This window comes from Rufibacter aurantiacus (genome assembly GCF_017916345.1).
GTDB classification, from domain to species: Bacteria; Bacteroidota; Bacteroidia; order Cytophagales; family Hymenobacteraceae; genus Nibribacter; species Nibribacter roseolus.
The window spans coordinates 873333-890206 of sequence record NZ_JAFMSV010000002.1; the positions used below are offsets into that span (position 1 = coordinate 873333).

A 16874-nucleotide genomic window follows, 5' to 3' on the forward strand; every position below is an offset into this window, starting at 1 on the left:
GCAAAAACAGGCTGAAAACGAGGTTAAAATTCAAAAGCGCTGGAAATTGAGATTTTACCCCCATCTACGCTGGAGCATCTGCCTGTTAGTGCTGCTTCTCTGCGCCTTCTGTTCTGTAGCCCAAGTCACCTCTAATAAAGGGCGGGACTTTTGGGTGGGGTACATGGCGCACATCCAGAATGAGTCTGGCCCAAATCCACCGCAGGGCATCTCCAGCATGAACCTGTATGTCACCTCAGACGTGAACACCACGGTACAGGTAACCGTTGGCGCAGGAGCCGCCACCACGCACCAGGTTTCCGCCAACTCCGTTACTGTCATTCCGGTGAGCCCCTCGGTGGCATACGTGGGTTCCAGCGAGGTCATTGAGAACAAGGCCATACACGTGACTTCAACAGAGCCGGTGGTGGTGTACTCCCATATCTACCACCTGAATAAATCCGGGGCCACACTGGTGTTGCCGGCCAATACCCTAGGGCGCTCCTATTACGCGATTAGCTACAACCAAACCCAGTACCTGGATGCCCGGGCGGCCTCCCAGCTCATGGTGGTGGCCCTGGAAGACAACACCACCTTGGAGATCACGCCTACCGCCGAGACCCTGGGCGGCCAACCCGCCGGAAAGCCCTTCTCCCCTAGTCGGCCCTTGATGAAAGGTGAAGTATACCAGGTGCGCTCCCTGCGAGACCTTACCGGCACCAAGGTAGAGTCGATTGATTCAGGTATAGGCTCCTGCAAACGGATTGCGGTTTTCTCCGGCAGTTCCTACACAGCTATTCCGGAGCCCTACACCTGTCCCGGCCAGTTCAGCGGGGATAACCTGTACCAGCAGCTTTACCCGGTGAGCGCCTGGGGCAAAAACTTCATGACCGCGCCCTTCAAGAGCCGTACCTCGGGAGACATTTACCGGGTATTAGCCTCTAAAGACAACACCGTTATTACGGTGAATGGCCAATCTGTGACCAAGAACAGCGGTCAGTATCATGAATTTGAGAACTCCATCGCCAACTATATCACCACCTCAGAACCGGTGCAGGTGACGCAGTACACCAAATCGCAGCTCTGCGACGATGTGCCCAGTGACCCGGAGATGGTGTTGATCAACCCGGTGGAACAGACCCTCAAAAACATCACGCTGTACTCTTCGCCTTTCTTCCAAATCTCCAGCCATTACATCAACGTGACCATGAAAACGGCGGATATCGGGAGTTTCCGGTTAGACGGGCAGCCGGTGGCATTCACACCTGTTCCCGCCAACCCTGCCTATTCTTACGCCCAAAACACGGTATCTTCGGGGAACCACACCCTTACGGCAGATCAGGGCTTCAACGCCATTGCGTACGGACTGGGTAACGTGGAATCCTACGCCTACTCGGCGGGGGCGAACGTGACCAACCTGAACCAGAACATCACCGTGGCCTCAGACAGCATCTGCGAGGGGCGCAGCATCCGGTTCAAGGGATTTGCCGTGTATGAGCCGTTGGCCTGGAAATGGTATTTCGGGGACGGCACCACCTCCAGTGAGCAGAACCCCACCCACGCTTTCCCCAGGGCCGGTAAGTTCAACGTCTCCCTGGTTACTACCAAATCAAACGGCAACGACTGTGACTCGCAGGACTCCACTAATATAGAGGTAGAGGTTCTGCCCAACCCCGAGGCAGGTTTTTCCTATGCAGTGGCCTGCGCCAATGATAGCACCCGCTTCACAGACCAAAGCAAAGTCACCACCGGCGACAGCATCACCCAATGGCGCTGGAATTTTGGGGACGGCACCACCTCACGGAAACAACACCCGGCCCACCGTTTTAAAGCTCCGGGCACCTACAAAGTCACCCTGTCCGTCACGAACCAGAATTTCTGCGTTGCAGACACCACCAGGGAGGTCACCATCTTTGCCCCTCCGGCGGCTCGCTTCAGCGCCTCTCAGACGTGCGACAAAGAACCTATGGCTTTCCAGGACCAGACCACGGTAGCGCAGGGACGCGTTGTACGCTGGGAATGGGATTTTGGGGACGGCACGCCGCGCAGCACGGAGCAGCACCCGCAGCACGTATATGCCGGGGTGGGCAACTACACCGTGAGATTGAAAGCGTTCTCAGACCAGGGCTGCCAGGATTCCACACAGCAAACCGTAGTCATCCACCCCCGGCCCGTAGCCGCCTTTACCCTGCCCGATCTCTGCGTGAAGGACGAAGCTGCTTTCCAGAACCAATCCACCCTTGCCTCGGGCACCATGACTTACCGCTGGGATTTTGGCGATGGCACCAGTTCCACGGCCGCTGCACCCCGCCACCGCTATACCGCCGAGGGAAACTACACGGTGAAATTGGTGGTAACGTCAGGCAAAGGCTGCCAGGATAGCGTCTCGCATTCCTACACCATCAGCGGCGCGGTGCCGGTTCCAGGGTTTACCGCTTCTTCTTTCTGCCGGGAGCAGGGCATGGTTTTCCAGGATGCCAGCTCCATCGCTTTCGGGAAGATCATCCGGCGGCAGTGGACGTTCGGGGACGGCACTTCATCCGAGGAAACAAACCCCACTCACCAGTACGCCAAACCGGGGACTTACCAGGTGCAATTGCGGATATGGTCGGGGATTATCTGCGAGGCATCGCTTACCAAAACCATTGTGGTCTTGCCCAACCCAGCGGCTGGCTTTACGGTGGCCAATGTCTGCGAGGGTACGCCGGCCCTTTTTACCAACACCACTCAGGACCGGGGCAGCGGCGCCCTCACCTACCAGTGGGATTTCGGGGATGGCACTATTTCTGCCGAGGTCAGCCCTACGCACCTGTACGCGGCTCCCGGCACCTACACGGTAGGGTTAACGGTGAAAGGGGCCAACTCCTGCGAACAGACCTTCACTTCCACCATCACCGTTTCCCCAACCCCCAAAGCCGATTTCTCGCCCACGGTGGGCTGCCTAGCGGATGCGGTTTCTTTCCAGGACATGAGCAGCCTGGCAAGTGGCCAGCTTACCGGCTGGGTCTGGGACTTCGGGGATGGGTCATCGGCGGCAACCCAGCACGCCACGCACAAATATGAACGGGACGGTACTTACCAGGTCAGACTCACGGTCACTTCTGAGTTGGGCTGCACCCATACCATCAGCAAAGCGGTTTCCATTGCCCCGGCACCGGTGGCGAAAGCAGGCCCGGACCAACTGCTCTGCGGATTCACCACTGTCACCCTGGAGGCCAATATTCCGGCACCGGCCACGGGCCAATGGACGGTAGTGCGGGGCACCGGCGGTAGCTTTGCCAACCCGGCCAGCCCTAAGACTACTTTCACCGGCAGCCTGGGCACCGATTACACGCTCCGCTGGACAGTGAGCAACAGTCCTTGCGCCAGCGCTACAGATGAAGTGGAAATCAAACTGCAGCCTACCCCCAAAGTAAATGCCGGCAAGGACATCCTGCTCATTGAAGGCGAGAGCATCAAATTGGAAGGAAGCGGGGAAGGTCAACTTACCTGGTCTCCAAACACCAACCTGAGCAACCAGAACATCGGGAACCCGGTGGCCTCACCGCTGGTGACCACCACCTATTATCTGAGCACAGTTTCAGAGGCGGGCTGCCCCAACGTGGACAGCATGGTGGTGACGGTGATCAAGCGGCTGCAAATCCCTTCGGCGTTCTCGCCCAACGGCGACGGCTCCAATGATACGTGGGTTCTGGAAGGCATCCAGGATTATCCGCACCTCAATATTGAGATCTACAACCGATGGGGTCAACAGGTGTACTCCACCCGCGGTTATCCCACTCCCTGGGACGGAAAACGCAACGGCGTTGATTTGCCCATTGGCGCTTACTACTACATTATTGACCCAAGCAACGGGCGGCCCAAGATCACCGGACCGCTCACTATCTTGCGCTAAGCCCAGAGCCTATGAGAAAGAACAGCTACTTCCTGCTTTTCCTGCTCTGTCTCCCGCTCTCGGGGTTGGCACAGCAGATTCCGCACTACAGCCAGTACATGCTCAACCCGCTGCTCCTGAACCCCGCCGTAAGCGGCACCGACAATTACCTGGATGTGCGGACCGGCTACCGGAACCAGTGGACGGGGCTGGAGGGGGCGCCTACCTCCTATTACCTGAGCGCGCACATGCCCCTGGCCCGCATGGATTACCTGAGTCCACCTACTACTTTCCGGCCCCAGAACGCGGTGAAGGGCAAGTTCAAGAACCAATGGCGACCCGAGTACCGCAACAACGCCCAGAAAACGCGTCCGCACCACGGCATTGGCATTTTGATGCAGGCTGACAAAGCAGCAGGCCTTAAACGTACCGAGGTGCAGCTGCTTTACGCTTACCATCAGCCGCTCACCCCTCACCTAAAATTGGCAGCCGGGGTGGCAGCGGGGTTCACCCAGTTCGGGCTGAACCGCGAGATGCTTTCCTTCGGCACCGCCGGAGACCCGGTCATGAACGCCGATGAGTACAACCGCCTGCTGCCCAGCATTGGGGTGGGCGCGCTGCTCTACAGCCCCCGTTTTTACCTGGGCGCTTCCGTGGCCCAGATTCTACCCACCCCCTTCAGTTTCCGGGAGACGCGTTCTACCGTACCTGCCAAGCAGCAGCGGCATTTCTTTGGGCACGCCGGATTCCGTTTGGCCGTGAGCAGTTTCCTGAGCGTGACACCCTCGGTGGTGGTGAAATACGCGGCACCCAGCCCTGTTTCCGTGGATCTGAACACGAAGGTCTTCTGGCGAGATCAGTTCTGGGTGGGTGGCTCTTACCGGTTGCAGGATGCGGCGGTGCTCACGGCCGGCTTCCAGTACAAGCACAAATTTCACCTGGGCTACGCCTATGACCTTACCACCTCAGGGCTGAGCCAGGTGAGCTATGGATCTCATGAACTGGTGCTGGGCCTCATGCTCCGCAACCGCCGCAGCATTTACTCCCCGTCGCAGTACTGGTAATCTGTTTTGGGCTTGGTTTTGTAAAATCGGGCTCTAAACGACAAAAAGGCATTCTGAAGAATATTGGTCGTTGGTGAGAACACCAACACCAGAAATTGCGAAGATTTCCCTCTTAGGAGGGGCAGGGGTGGGTTCTTTTTGGCATGACGCCTGGAACTACTGAATCGGGGAGCCCGGTTTGAGGCTATCGCCTCCTTGAATTTGCAAACTCCAGCCCATGATTGGCCCAAGTTGAAAACTTGAACCAGAGAAGATGTATTTACAGATGTAGAGACCAGGCACCGCCTTGTCTCCCACTCCCCTACAAGCTGAAACTACAAAGAAAAGGCACCCACAAGAGGTGCCCCTGCATTCGCCAAAGGCCAGAGCGTTATCATCTGCTAGCCATATTTCTCCATTAAACTCTACCTGCTTTAAGCCTGTTTTTAACGAAACTGCCCCTAAACGGATTTCCCGAGACAAAGTTTTGCTAACGCTTGATAGGTGCCGTATAGATTTTCTACCTTTGTTTCAAGTTTTAACCCACTTCTGGTATGCTGCATTTAGGCGATTATAACTTTCTGGAGATCCTCCGCGAATTAGAACACGGCATGTATTTAGGTTCTGAGGACGGCGATGTGCTGCTTCCCCGCAAGTACGTACCAGAAGACGCGCAGGTAGGCGACATGATATCGGTGTTCGTGTACCGCGACTCGGAGGACCGCCTTATTGCCACCACCCTGGAACCGAAAGCCAAAGTAGACCAGTTTGCCTGCCTGCAGGTGCGGGACGTGAGTAACTTCGGGGCGTTCATGGAATGGGGCCTGGAGAAGGACCTGTTTGTGCCTTACCGCAACCAGCACGAGGATCTGCACGTGGGTCAGTGGGCCTTGGTGTACGTGTACCTTGACGAGAACTCAGACCGCTTGGTGGGCTCCACCAAGTTGGGCCCTTTCCTGAACTATGACCCCATTGAGTTGGAAGAAGGCGACGAGGTGCAGCTGCTCATCGGGCCGGAAAAGGCGCTGGGCTTCCAGGTTATCGTGAACAACAAATACCTGGGCATGCTGTACCGCAACGAGGTTTTCCGCAGCCTCACGCCCGGCGAGTACACCCAGGGCTACCTCAAGAAAGTGCGCGAAGACAACAAGCTAGACGTGAGCCTGCAGAAGCAAGGCTATGACGAAGTGCGGGAAGCTTCTGAGGTCATCCTGGCCCGTCTGCGCGCCGAGAACGGCCGCCTTCCGCTCACTGACAAAAGCAGCCCGGAGCTCATCTACCAGACACTGGGCATGAGCAAAAAAACCTTCAAAAAAGCCATTGGTGCCTTATATAAACGTGGCGAGGTGCAACTATTGCCAGATGGCATTAGTCTTTTGGTTAGTTCCTGATCTGTCTTTCTACAACCTGTCTCACATAAAACCATGAAATACGTCTGTCTGCTTTTGCTTTGTCTTTGCAGCACCTTCTTCACCTATGCCCAGGCTCCAAAAGTCACAAAGCAAATCACCGCAGTCAGAACTGCTACCCCACCCAAATTAGACGGCCTTCCAGATGAAGAAATCTGGAAACAGACAGAACCCGCCACCGGCTTCACCCAGATGGCCCCCGCCAACGGTTCACCTGCCAAACAGCAGACAGAGGTGCGGGTGCTGTATGACGATGAGGCCGTGTACGTGGGTGCCATACTCTTTGACACCGCCCCAGACTCCATCCTTTCCCAGCTGAGCCAGCGCGATGGCGGCCAAGTGAACGCTGATATGTTTGGCGTGTACTTTGACACCTACCTGGACAAGCAGAACGCCTTCGGGTTTGAGGTTTCCACCGCCGGGGTGCAGACCGATTTCAAGGCCACCAGCAACGGGAACGAAACCTCCTGGGACGCCGTCTGGCAGAGCGCCGTGGCGCGCCATCCGCAGGGTTGGAGCGTGGAGCTGCGCATTCCGTATTCAGCCATCCGTTTCCCTAAAAAAGACGTGCAGACCTGGGGCATTAACTTCTGGCGCTCTACCCGCCGGTATAAAGAAGAAGCCTTCTGGAATTTCGTGGACAGCTCTATCCAGGGTTGGATAAACCAGTTTGGCGAGGCGCACGGCATCACCGGCCTCAAGGCTCCTTTGCGCTTGTCCCTGATGCCGTACCTGTCTGGCTACGTAGACCATTTTCCGGAGGACCAGCCCGGCAAGAAAGACCTTAAAACCACCGTCAATGGCGGCATGGACATCAAATACGGGATCAACGACGCCTTCACCCTGGACATGACCCTGGTACCGGATTTCGGGCAGACCCAGTCAGATGCGCAGGTGCTCAACTTATCGCCGTTTGAGGTCCGTTTTAACGAAAACCGGCAGTTTTTCACCGAGGGCACCGAGCTCTTCAACAAAGCCGGGCTTTTCTACTCGCGCCGCATAGGGGCCCAGCCCATGAATTACTACAACCTCTCCTATGACAAGGAGCGCTACGGCGAGCAGGTGGAAGTAGTGGAAAACCCCGAGAGAACCAGCCTGGTCAACGCCACCAAAATATCCGGAAGGACAAACAAAGGCCTGGGGATTGGCTTGTTCAACGCCGTGACCCGCAACACCTACGCCACCCTTAGAAGTGGGCTGACGAATGAGGAGTTCAGGGTACTCACCGATCCGGTGACGAACTACAACGTGCTGGTGCTGGACCAAAGCCTGAAGAACAGTTCCTTTGTGACGTTCACCAACACCAACGTGACCCGCGGAAGTGGTTTTTACAACGCCAACGTGACGGGCCTCATGACCAAGCTCACGAACAAGAAGAACTCCTACACCCTTAACTTATCGGGGAACCTGAGCCAGCACTACAACAAAGGAGAGCTTCCCGTGGGCACCGACAAGGTGGAACTGGGCCACGCCTACTCGGCCACCTTTGGCAAGACCAGCGGCAATTTCCAGTTCAGGCTAAGGCACATCGCCGAGAACCACACCTATGACATCAACGACCTGGGTTACCTTGACAACAACAACTCCCGCGAGTCCCAGGCCTTGGTGGCCTACAATTTCTATAAGCCCTTCTGGAAGCTGAACAACGCCTACAACGCGCTGGGCGTGCAGCACCGCATGCTCTATAAGCCGGCCGCGTTCACCCAGCTGGCGTATTTCCTAGAGACCAACGCCACCACCAAAAATTTCATCTCGTTTGGGTACACCATTGTCTGGCTGCCCAAAGACGGGTACGACTACTTTGAGCCCCGCTCTTACAAAGACGGGGTTCCTGATCAGAAATGGCGCAAACCCGCCGGGTGGGAGGTAAATTCATACATCTCCAGTGACTACCGCAAGAAGTTGGCCGTTGACCTGGACTTCGGTTTCTATTGGGCTCCTGAGTACAGCGAAATGGACAGATGGCTTGGCATCAGTCCCCGGGTACGGGTCAATGACCACTTGCAGTTGGTGTACGGCGTCCGCTACAATGACACCCCACGCGGGTTCGGGTTTGCCGGCAACGGGGTACAGGACAGCATTTTCTTTGGTCGCCGCAAGGTGAGAACCGTAAGCAACACCCTTACAGGCACCTACATTTTCAACGCCCGCACAGCCCTTAACCTCAACATGCGCCATTACTGGTCTAACGCCACGTTTGACAAGTATTACCTGCTGCAGGAAGACGGCAATGGCCGCCCACTGGATTACCGCCCGGCCTCTCCCTCTGCCAATGCCCGTAACTTCAACGCCTTCAACATAGACCTGGTCTACAGCTGGCGTTTTGCCCCGGGCAGTGAGGTGAGCGTGGTCTGGAAAAATGCGATCTATGACAGCACAGTGCCAGACCGCCCCGATTACTTCCTGAACCTCAGGAACACCCTGCACGCTAAACAATTGAATAGTTTCTCCGTTAAGGTGCTATATTACCTTGACTACCAAGTGCTCAGAAGAGCCCTTAAAACCTAACCCGGAGATATGGTATCTGCCAAAGCTGCTCTTATTGCTGGTGCCAGTGGCCTGGTAGGCAGTCACTGCCTCAAACTGCTGCTGCAAAGCCCCCGTTACAACAAGGTAATATCCGTGGGCCGCAAGAAACTGGACGTAGAGCACCCCAAGCTGCAGCAGATCATCGTGGATTTTGACAACCTGGAGAAACACCGCCACAGCCTCATCGCCGATGACGTGTATTGCTGTTTAGGCACTACTATTAAAAAAGCAGGCTCAAAAGAGAAGTTCCGGCAGGTGGATTACACCTACGTGGTGAACCTGGCCAAAATCACCTCCTCTCACTTTGCCACCCAATTTCTGGTAGTCTCCGCGCTGGGCGCCGATGCCCATTCCCGCATCTTCTACAACCGGGTGAAAGGTGAGATGGAAGAGGCCGTGAAAAAGCTGCCATTTACCGCCGTGCACATCTTTCAACCCTCATTGCTCTTAGGCGAGCGGCAGGAATTAAGGCTGGGCGAGAAAGCCGCCGAAGTTTTCATGAAGGGAGCGGGTTTCCTGTTCAATGGCCCGCTGCGCAAGTACAAAGCTATCCACGCCCAGACTGTAGCCAAAGCCATGCTGGAGGCCGCTAAACAAGACGGCGGCGGGGTGCTGGTCCACCCTTCTGAGCAGATGCAGCGGTACGCCTGAAACTGATTGCTGATTATTAATGGTTGTTTGCTCCTTTAGCAGAAGCCATTTCCGCCTGTTTTCCAAAAAACAGGCTTGAAACTGAAGGAGTGAAGAAAAGACCTTCACAGAGCAAAACTTAGACATCTCCTCTACTTCCCTAAATCTAGAGAATCAAGGCCCCTGTCATAAATCATGGAAAGCCGTTTACGGGAACTGCTAGAAACCCTGTTTAAAACAGCCTTTAACTCCAAGACCTTGGGACAAGCATTTCTCCCTCTTCTTAAATCTTCTTGGGAATTGAACTGTCAGAAAATCAATCATAGGATCATTTCTAAAGTTCTTTTGCTAAAGTTAGTTAGCTGATAACCTACAATATACAAAGAAGTAAGTATTGCATATTATACTTTATCAAGATAAATTTGACTAATTATCAATAACATTTATAATTTTGCTAGAGCATCCAGAAAGGTTACTACATCTAAGTAACCCTTGAATCCTTTTGCCTTTTACGGAACAAGTATTAAAACACTTCAACACAGATGCATATTTTATTTGATATTAACAAAGCCGCTTACAACATTTTTATTCACTATTGGTAACACTATTTACAAGAATAAAAACCTTCATTAGCGCCACTGTTTACAAAAATAATACAGCAATTCTTATTTTCATCTTACAACAGTATTCACCCAAAAATCCACTTAATTAACAAATTTCATCAACACCTAACTTACCTTTTAAAAACAATTAAACTACAAACTTTCAGGATAAACACAAAAAATCAAAGCATCACCTAACCAAAGTTGATTTTCATTTTCTTTTAAGAACCACCGCAATTTCAGACAGAGCATCTGATGATTTTTCTTTTGGATTATCAGGAGTTATAAAATTATTAGAAATCAACTTTAAACTATCTGAACTTAACTGATAGGTACACACCCAAACCATATCATTTTTAAAGAAACTGATGGTATTACCACTAACTCTGAATGGAAAAACATCACAGGGATTTCCTGAACCAGAAACATACACCTCAAGTGTGTCTTGAGAAAACTTAAAAATAGCCCCTTGTTTGATAAACTTACAGAGAGGCAAGATAGACAGTGGGGTATTTGCTTGTTCTATCACCACCCAAGTACCCATAAGGGAGGCGGCTTTTGGCTCATTCACTTTGGTAATACTTGAACTATCAGAGGCAGTACAGCTTAAAGCAAGGAGCACGTAATAACCAATCAAAGAATAAAATACAGTCTTATATCTTTTCATAATAAGATCCTTACATTCAACAAACAAAATCAACACACTCAATTAGAACTACATTCCCAATTACAAACCTCACTATCACATTATTAAATAAAGCAACTCTTACAAAAACCATCACCACAAATCTATTCAAATAGACTCAATTTACTACACTACTATAACCTTTACCTCAAAACAAAAACAGCAATAATTAACATACAATCATAAAACACCTCAGCACATACTCATTATTTAGCACAGAATAGAATTACCTAAAATATTAAATAATCCCCTTTTTAATCAAACTAAATATTTATGAAAAAATTCTATCTATTTCTATCAACTTTGCTATTTACATGGGTCACAAGTTCTGCCTTCGCTCAGGTGCCCATCTATATCGGAAAATTAAAAGATATAGCTGCAACTTATAAGACAAAGGCCCAACAAGCCAATACCTCAGGGACACCTGGCGCCCAGGTTAGCCACCTACTTCCAGGGGGCAAACCTCTAACACTTAAATTGAAATCAAGTAAGTTGGAAGGGGTTGCCTCCTTATTTTACGGAGAAGTCTCTGACTCAAGATACAGTAGTTTCAACCTAGCCGTGAGCGGCCGCAACGTTTCTGGTTCCATCATCATGAGGGAGGAAAAAAGGCTTTTCCGTTATTCTTCCACTCCAGATGGATCAGTTTACCTGACAGAAGAAGACATAGACAAGGTGCTCTGTGTGGGCATACCCAAAGATGAGAAAAGAAAGGAAAAGGGGCGGGTTGAACCAGCCCAAGCACCCACGGTTGCAACCGCCGTTCCCATCCTTCAAAGTTTGCCTGGAGCCGGAGCAGTGCTGTACCTTGACTTTGATGGCCAAACCGTTTCCAACACCCTATGGAACTCAAACTTCAACAGCGGCAACCCCATTGTGGCAGCGCCTTCTACCCTGAGCGAAGCTGAAATAACTGAGGCATGGAAACTGATCAGTGAAGATTTCCGTCCCTTCGCCCTCAATGTGACCACTAGTGAAGCCGTTTTCAATAGCGTTCCCGCTAATCGCCGCATGCGGGTGATCTTCACCCCTACAAACTATTTTTACCCTAATGCGGGAGGCGCGGCATACGTTGGTTCGTTTACCTGGGCAGGCACCTCCTACGGTGAAACACCTTGCTTTGTGTGGAATACTAGCATAAAGGGGGCAGGAGAGGCAGGTACCCATGAAGCCGGACATACGCTTCAGTTATCACATGATGGCCGAACCAACCCGGTTGAAGGTTATTTTGAGGGACAAGGCTCCTGGGCGCCCGTGATGGGGGCAGGGTACTATGTACCAGTAGTGCAGTGGAGCAAAGGCGAATACCCCTATGCCAACAACACAGAAGATGACTTATCTAAAATATCTACCCTAAATGGTTTTGGTTACCGCCTAGATGACCATGGTAACACCTCTACAACAGCTACCCCATTGGTTGTAGGAACCAACGGAGATGTTTTTGCGGATAATAACAAAGGAGTCATTTCCACCCGCACAGATGTAGACGTCTTTTCCTTTACTTCTCCTGGCGGAGTGACGGCACTTACCGTAAGCCCAGATCCAACGCACCCTAACCTGGACATTTCGCTTACCTTGCGCAACTCTGCCGGCACTGTTGTAGCAACGGAAGACCCTTCTACCCTTGCAGCCTCCCTGAGTACGACCTTGGCAGCCGGAACTTATTATCTTACCGTTGATGGAGTAGCCGGATCAATGGGAGCCAACTCAGACTATGGGTCTCTGGGTTCCTACACTATCGCATCCACAATTTATTGTAAACCTATATATGTTTCAAGTTGTTCTAGCCAAGACTATATAAACAACCTAAGCTTTAACACCTTGGTGAACAACAACTCGGGCTGCGGCAGTGGGAGCACATCCGGGTACACCAATTACGCGCCTATTAGTACTTATACCACTGCTGTAAACAAAGGCGTAACGTATAGCCTGAAACTCCAGTCAGGCCCAAGTTACGCACAGGGGTTTGGCGTCTGGATAGATTATAACCAAGACAAGGACTTTGATGATGCGGGCGAGTTCATTTACGGCTCACCCTCAGCCACTACCAACCTTTTAACCGCTAACGTCACCATCCCCACTACGGCAACACCAGGTACAACCCGAATGCGGGTGAGAAGCCGTTTTTCGGGCATATTGTCTGCCACAGATGCCTGTAACTCCTTTTCTTATGGCGAGGCTGAAGATTACACCATATCAATTAGCTTTAATACCTCTCCTACCGTAAGCCTTACCGCACCGGCAGCAGGAGCTGTTTTCATTAACCCGGCCGCAATCAATATCACCGCCAACGCTGCAGATCCAGATGGTACGGTAGCCAAGGTGGAATTCTTTGCAGGAACTATCAAACTGGGTGAAGACCTCACAGCCCCCTACTCCTACAGCTGGGCCGGAGCTGCCGCTGGCACCTACTCCCTCACCGCCAGGGTGACAGATAATCAAGGCAAGTTTACTACTTCATCTTCCAAATCAATCACGGTAAAGACCACAACTCCTCCTACCGTAAGCCTGACTTCTCCCTTAGCGGGATCAACTTTCTCCGTTCCTGCTACCATCACCATTAATGCCAACGCCGCAGACACTGATGGGACCATAGCCAAAGTGGAGTTCTATCGCGGGACAACCAAGCTGGGCGAGGATTTGACAGCACCGTACTCCTACACCTGGACGGGAGCAACTGTTGGCACCTATTCCCTCACCGCCAAGGCCATTGATAACATAGGAGCAACTGCTACTTCAGCTGCCGTATCTATAATAGTTACAGACAATGCCGCTCCTACTGTCAGTTTGACTGCGCCAGCTGCCGGAGCCATTTTCACCATTCCGGCAACTGTTACCATCTCCGCCAACGCCGCAGACCCTGACGGCACGGTAGCCAAAGTGGAGTTCTATGCTGGATCTACCAAGGTGGGCGAGGATTTGATTGCCCCCTACTCCTACAGCTGGACCGGGGCTGCGGCTGGCACCTACTCCATCACCGCCAAAGCAATAGACAATCAAGGGAAGGCTACTACTTCTTCTGCCAGATCTATTACCGTTGCCGGAAATGCGGGCCCTATTGTATCAATCACCTCACCTACCACCGGAGCTACCTTCTCTGCACCAGCCACCATCAACATCACGGCCAACGCCACAGATCCAGATGGAACAGTGTCAAAGGTGGAATTCTATGTTGGAACCACCAAACTGCGTGAAGACCTTACCGCCCCTTATTCCTACAGTTGGTCTGGAGTAGCCATGGGCACCTATTCCCTTACAGCCAAAGCAACTGATAACCTGGGCAAGGTGACCACTTCAGCCGTTGTTTCAGTTACAATTACCAGTTGCGCCCCTACTTATACCATGGGCTGCTCAGACGGGGATTTCATCAACAACTTCAGCTTTAACACCCTAGTAAACGACAACTCAGGCTGCGGTGGCGGAACTGCAACAGGATACACCATCTATCCTGCTTCAGGAACTTATACTACCGCCGTTACGCCGGGGCAAGCCTACACGCTTAAAGTACAGTCAGGGGCGGCTTATCCGCAGGGACTAGGCGTCTGGATAGATTACAATGGCGACAGGGATTTCAATGATGCGGGCGAGTTTGTGTACAAATCCTCTTCCGCAACAACAAGCCTTTTAACGGCCACCATCACCATTCCAACCACCGCCGTAGCAGGTCCAAGGCAAATGCGGGTTAGAAGCCGCTACAACGCCATCCTGGCCAGCACCGATGCCTGTAGTTCTATCTCTTACGGCGAGGCCGAAGATTACACCATCACCATTAACACTCCCACTACTCCTACGGTTTCCGCTATCAACTCTGCAGTAAGTGAAGCGGGATTACAAAGCGGATCCGGCAATACTTTACGGGTATATCCTAACCCATTCACTGATGACGCTACGGTTGAATTTGCTTTTGCCCAGGATGAAGAATATAGTGTAAAGATCTATAGTGCCAATGGCACCTTGGTTAAAACGCTCACCACAGGTAAAGCAAAGGCTAAATCAATCATGCAGGTTAAATGGGTAGATAAGCAGACGGCAGCAGGTTTGTATTTTGTACGCCTGGAGTCTAAACAAGGGGTGCAAACCCTAAGGGTCATGAAGAGGTAGACTTGGTTACTCCTTCTGATTTATGAACATCTATAAGTCCTTGGCTCCATAAGCCAAGGACTTATCTTTTTGCCTTCATGTAATTAACTTAAAAGGAGAACAGACTTTATGATCGCTTGTCAAGTTCCCGTGAAAAGCAATTACTCAACATTAGAACTTGGCTGCGCGTAAAGTCTGCAGAACCAATTCCCTGTTCCATGGACGCCGCCCAACACCAGATACAACACCATTTCCCCCGCAGTACCCAATATGACCCCACATGGGTGCGCGAGCATTCCATGGGTGAGAACGTGCTCTTCAACCTGGAAAGCATCACCTCGCTCATTCCATTGCAGAAAGGCATGCGCGTACTGGACCTGGGCTGCGGCAAAGCGGCCAGCTCCATTTTCCTGGCCAAAGAGTTTGGGGTGCAGGTCTGGGCCGTGGATGAAGCCATCACGGCCACGGCCAACTACAAACGGGTACAGGAAGAAAACCTGGAAGACCAAGTGTTTCCGCTCCAGGCCGATGCCCGCTCCCTGCCCTTCCCCGAGGAATACTTTGATGTGGTGCTGGTCATTGACTCGTACACCTACTTCGGGACCGATGACAAGTACCTGCCCTATATCTGCCGTTTCCTGAAATCAGACGGATACATTGGCATAGTGGACGTTTGTTTCAAGGAGGAGATAGAGACCATTGACCAGGTGCCCGAATTCCTGCGCGCCGATTTCCAGAACTACTGGTACTACGTCCACTCGGTGGCCTGGTGGCGCAAACTGTGGGAGAAAACGGGCTTGGTGCAGATCAAGAACGCCGAACTGCTGCCCGCCGCCGACCTGATCAGGGAACAATACGTGCGAGATTTTGAGGAACACGGCCAGAAAAAAGACCCTTTTGCGCGCGGGCTCAAAAAAGATACCGACCACCAGATCAGCTTCTTCCGGCTGGTAGGCCAACGCACCTCCCGCGAGGCTTACCTGCAATCGTACAAAAAAGGCTAACTTGCCAGCCGGGTTTTCAGCCAGAAAGCCATAAGGTGTCTTTGCCTGTTTTTATGCACAGGTAAAATAATAGCGGGTTCTCAGCAGTTTTAGAGAGACAAGTACCGTTCTGCTTTCTTTTGCAAAGATTCTTTTTACTATGAGAAACAAACATCTTATTTTTGGGCTGGGAATACTGATGCTCTCCTTTGCGAACCTGCAAAGCGCCCAGGCCCAGAAAGCGGGCTTAGGCCTGCGGGTGGGCGGTTACTCGGCCGGCATCTCGGGGAAATATTTCTTCAGAGACGCCGTTGCGTTTGAGGGAATCCTGGGAACAGGCCTCGGCCGGAGGGGTTTTCAGTTAACCGGTTTGTTTGAGTTGCATGCCCCGGCGTTTGCCGTACCGGGCCTGCAGTGGTTTTACGGAGGCGGCGCACACGTAGGCGCTTTCCGCGGAAGGTACTACTTCAAGTCCTCAAACAAACACTATGTAGAAAACTATGACAGAAACCTCGCTACGGTGGGGATAGACGGAATTGTAGGTTTGGAATATCAGATTACGGAAATTCCGATTTCACTTGGGGTCGATTTTAAGCCATTTATCGAAACCAACAGAGCGGGACTTTTCTTGTATGGCGACGGAGCTCTGACCGTCCGCTACACATTCTAATGCTTCCCCGAACCTACTTGAAAAGCCTGCCTCGTGCAGGCTTTTTCTATTTCCGGCCTTTCCGTTTCCAAGCTGATTTTGGGAAAACAGGGCTTAAACGTTTGTCAATTAGCCTTGCGCATTCCGGCATTCAAGAAGGGTCTTTGAGTTCTTGAAAAAAACCTAACCCTACCCCTCCCATGAGGGGAATTTTCTGCCTGTAGTTCTTACTTCAATTTCTTTCTCCAAAGGCTCTGGTTCAAGTTTTAAACTTGGACCTACCATAGGCTGAAGTTTTCAACTTCAGTGAGGTGATAGCCTCAGGAAAGGGCTTGGGATTAAGCTCCTCATGCTACTGCCTTGGAACATCAAAAAATATAGATTGAAAGGTTCCCATTTTTGATACTTTGT

The 16874-nt window shown here is 51.9% G+C and carries 9 protein-coding genes; 8 read left to right on the forward strand and 1 reads right to left on the reverse strand.

Translation table 11 applies throughout. From position 1 onward, the window contains the following. The first annotated feature begins 46 nt into the window (after nt 1-46). The 5 genes from J3P34_RS08930 (at nt 47) to J3P34_RS08950 (ending at nt 9485) form a co-directional block, all read left to right on the forward strand. Nucleotides 47-3874: a PKD domain-containing protein gene (locus J3P34_RS08930; RefSeq protein WP_210487993.1), complete on the forward strand. Its 3828-nt coding sequence runs from the start codon at nt 47-49 to the stop codon at nt 3872-3874. A gap of 11 nt (nt 3875-3885) precedes the next feature. Beyond that, nucleotides 3886-4917 carry a PorP/SprF family type IX secretion system membrane protein gene (locus tag J3P34_RS08935; protein ID WP_210487995.1) on the forward strand — a complete coding sequence of 344 codons (1032 nt, stop codon included), beginning with the start codon at nt 3886-3888 and terminating at the stop codon, nt 4915-4917. A 533-nt stretch (nt 4918-5450) separates the two neighbouring features. Next, nucleotides 5451-6287 carry a CvfB family protein gene (locus J3P34_RS08940; protein WP_210463432.1) on the forward strand — a complete coding sequence of 279 codons (837 nt, stop codon included), beginning with the start codon at nt 5451-5453 and terminating at the stop codon, nt 6285-6287. 33 nt (nt 6288-6320) lie between these two features. Next, nucleotides 6321-8813 (forward strand): DUF5916 domain-containing protein, encoded by a 2493-nt coding sequence (locus J3P34_RS08945; protein WP_210463431.1) that lies wholly within the window; start codon nt 6321-6323, stop codon nt 8811-8813. A gap of 9 nt (nt 8814-8822) precedes the next feature. After that, a complete protein-coding gene (locus tag J3P34_RS08950) occupies nt 8823-9485 on the forward strand; it encodes an oxidoreductase (RefSeq protein WP_210487996.1) in 663 nt (220 codons plus the stop codon). Nucleotides 9486-10277: 792 nt separating this feature from the next. On the opposite strand, the gene J3P34_RS08955 is transcribed toward J3P34_RS08950, so the two are convergent. Beyond that, the gene (locus tag J3P34_RS08955) at nt 10278-10733 is read right to left on the reverse strand and encodes a hypothetical protein (RefSeq protein WP_210487998.1); all 456 of its coding nucleotides are present in this window, start codon (nt 10731-10733) and stop codon (nt 10278-10280) included. Between the two features lie 495 nt (nt 10734-11228). Here J3P34_RS08955 and J3P34_RS08960 point away from each other — a divergent pair, with 495 nt between their 5' ends. From J3P34_RS08960 to J3P34_RS08970, 3 genes are all read left to right on the forward strand, one after another. Further along, on the forward strand, nt 11229-14852 hold the full coding sequence (locus J3P34_RS08960; protein WP_210488000.1) for an Ig-like domain-containing protein: 3624 nt from the start codon (nt 11229-11231) through the stop codon (nt 14850-14852). 197 nt (nt 14853-15049) lie between these two features. After that, nucleotides 15050-15835, forward strand: coding sequence for an SAM-dependent methyltransferase (locus J3P34_RS08965; protein ID WP_210463427.1), 786 nt, complete (start codon nt 15050-15052; stop codon nt 15833-15835). A gap of 139 nt (nt 15836-15974) precedes the next feature. Further along, entirely contained in the window at nt 15975-16484 is a 510-nt protein-coding gene (locus tag J3P34_RS08970; protein WP_210488003.1) for a hypothetical protein, read from the forward strand. The last annotated feature ends 390 nt before the right edge of the window (nt 16485-16874 follow it).

What these genes read in the sequence shown, in the direction of transcription:
- J3P34_RS08955 (WP_210487998.1), bottom strand. Translation starts at nt 10,733, where the DNA reads ATGAAAAGATATAAGACTGTATTTTATTCTTTGATTGGTTATTACGTG.
- J3P34_RS08935 (WP_210487995.1), top strand. Translation starts at nt 3,886, where the DNA reads ATGAGAAAGAACAGCTACTTCCTGCTTTTCCTGCTCTGTCTCCCGCTC.
- J3P34_RS08950 (WP_210487996.1), top strand. Translation starts at nt 8,823, where the DNA reads ATGGTATCTGCCAAAGCTGCTCTTATTGCTGGTGCCAGTGGCCTGGTA.
- J3P34_RS08940 (WP_210463432.1), top strand. Translation starts at nt 5,451, where the DNA reads ATGCTGCATTTAGGCGATTATAACTTTCTGGAGATCCTCCGCGAATTA.
- J3P34_RS08970 (WP_210488003.1), top strand. Translation starts at nt 15,975, where the DNA reads ATGAGAAACAAACATCTTATTTTTGGGCTGGGAATACTGATGCTCTCC.
- J3P34_RS08965 (WP_210463427.1), top strand. Translation starts at nt 15,050, where the DNA reads ATGGACGCCGCCCAACACCAGATACAACACCATTTCCCCCGCAGTACC.
- J3P34_RS08945 (WP_210463431.1), top strand. Translation starts at nt 6,321, where the DNA reads ATGAAATACGTCTGTCTGCTTTTGCTTTGTCTTTGCAGCACCTTCTTC.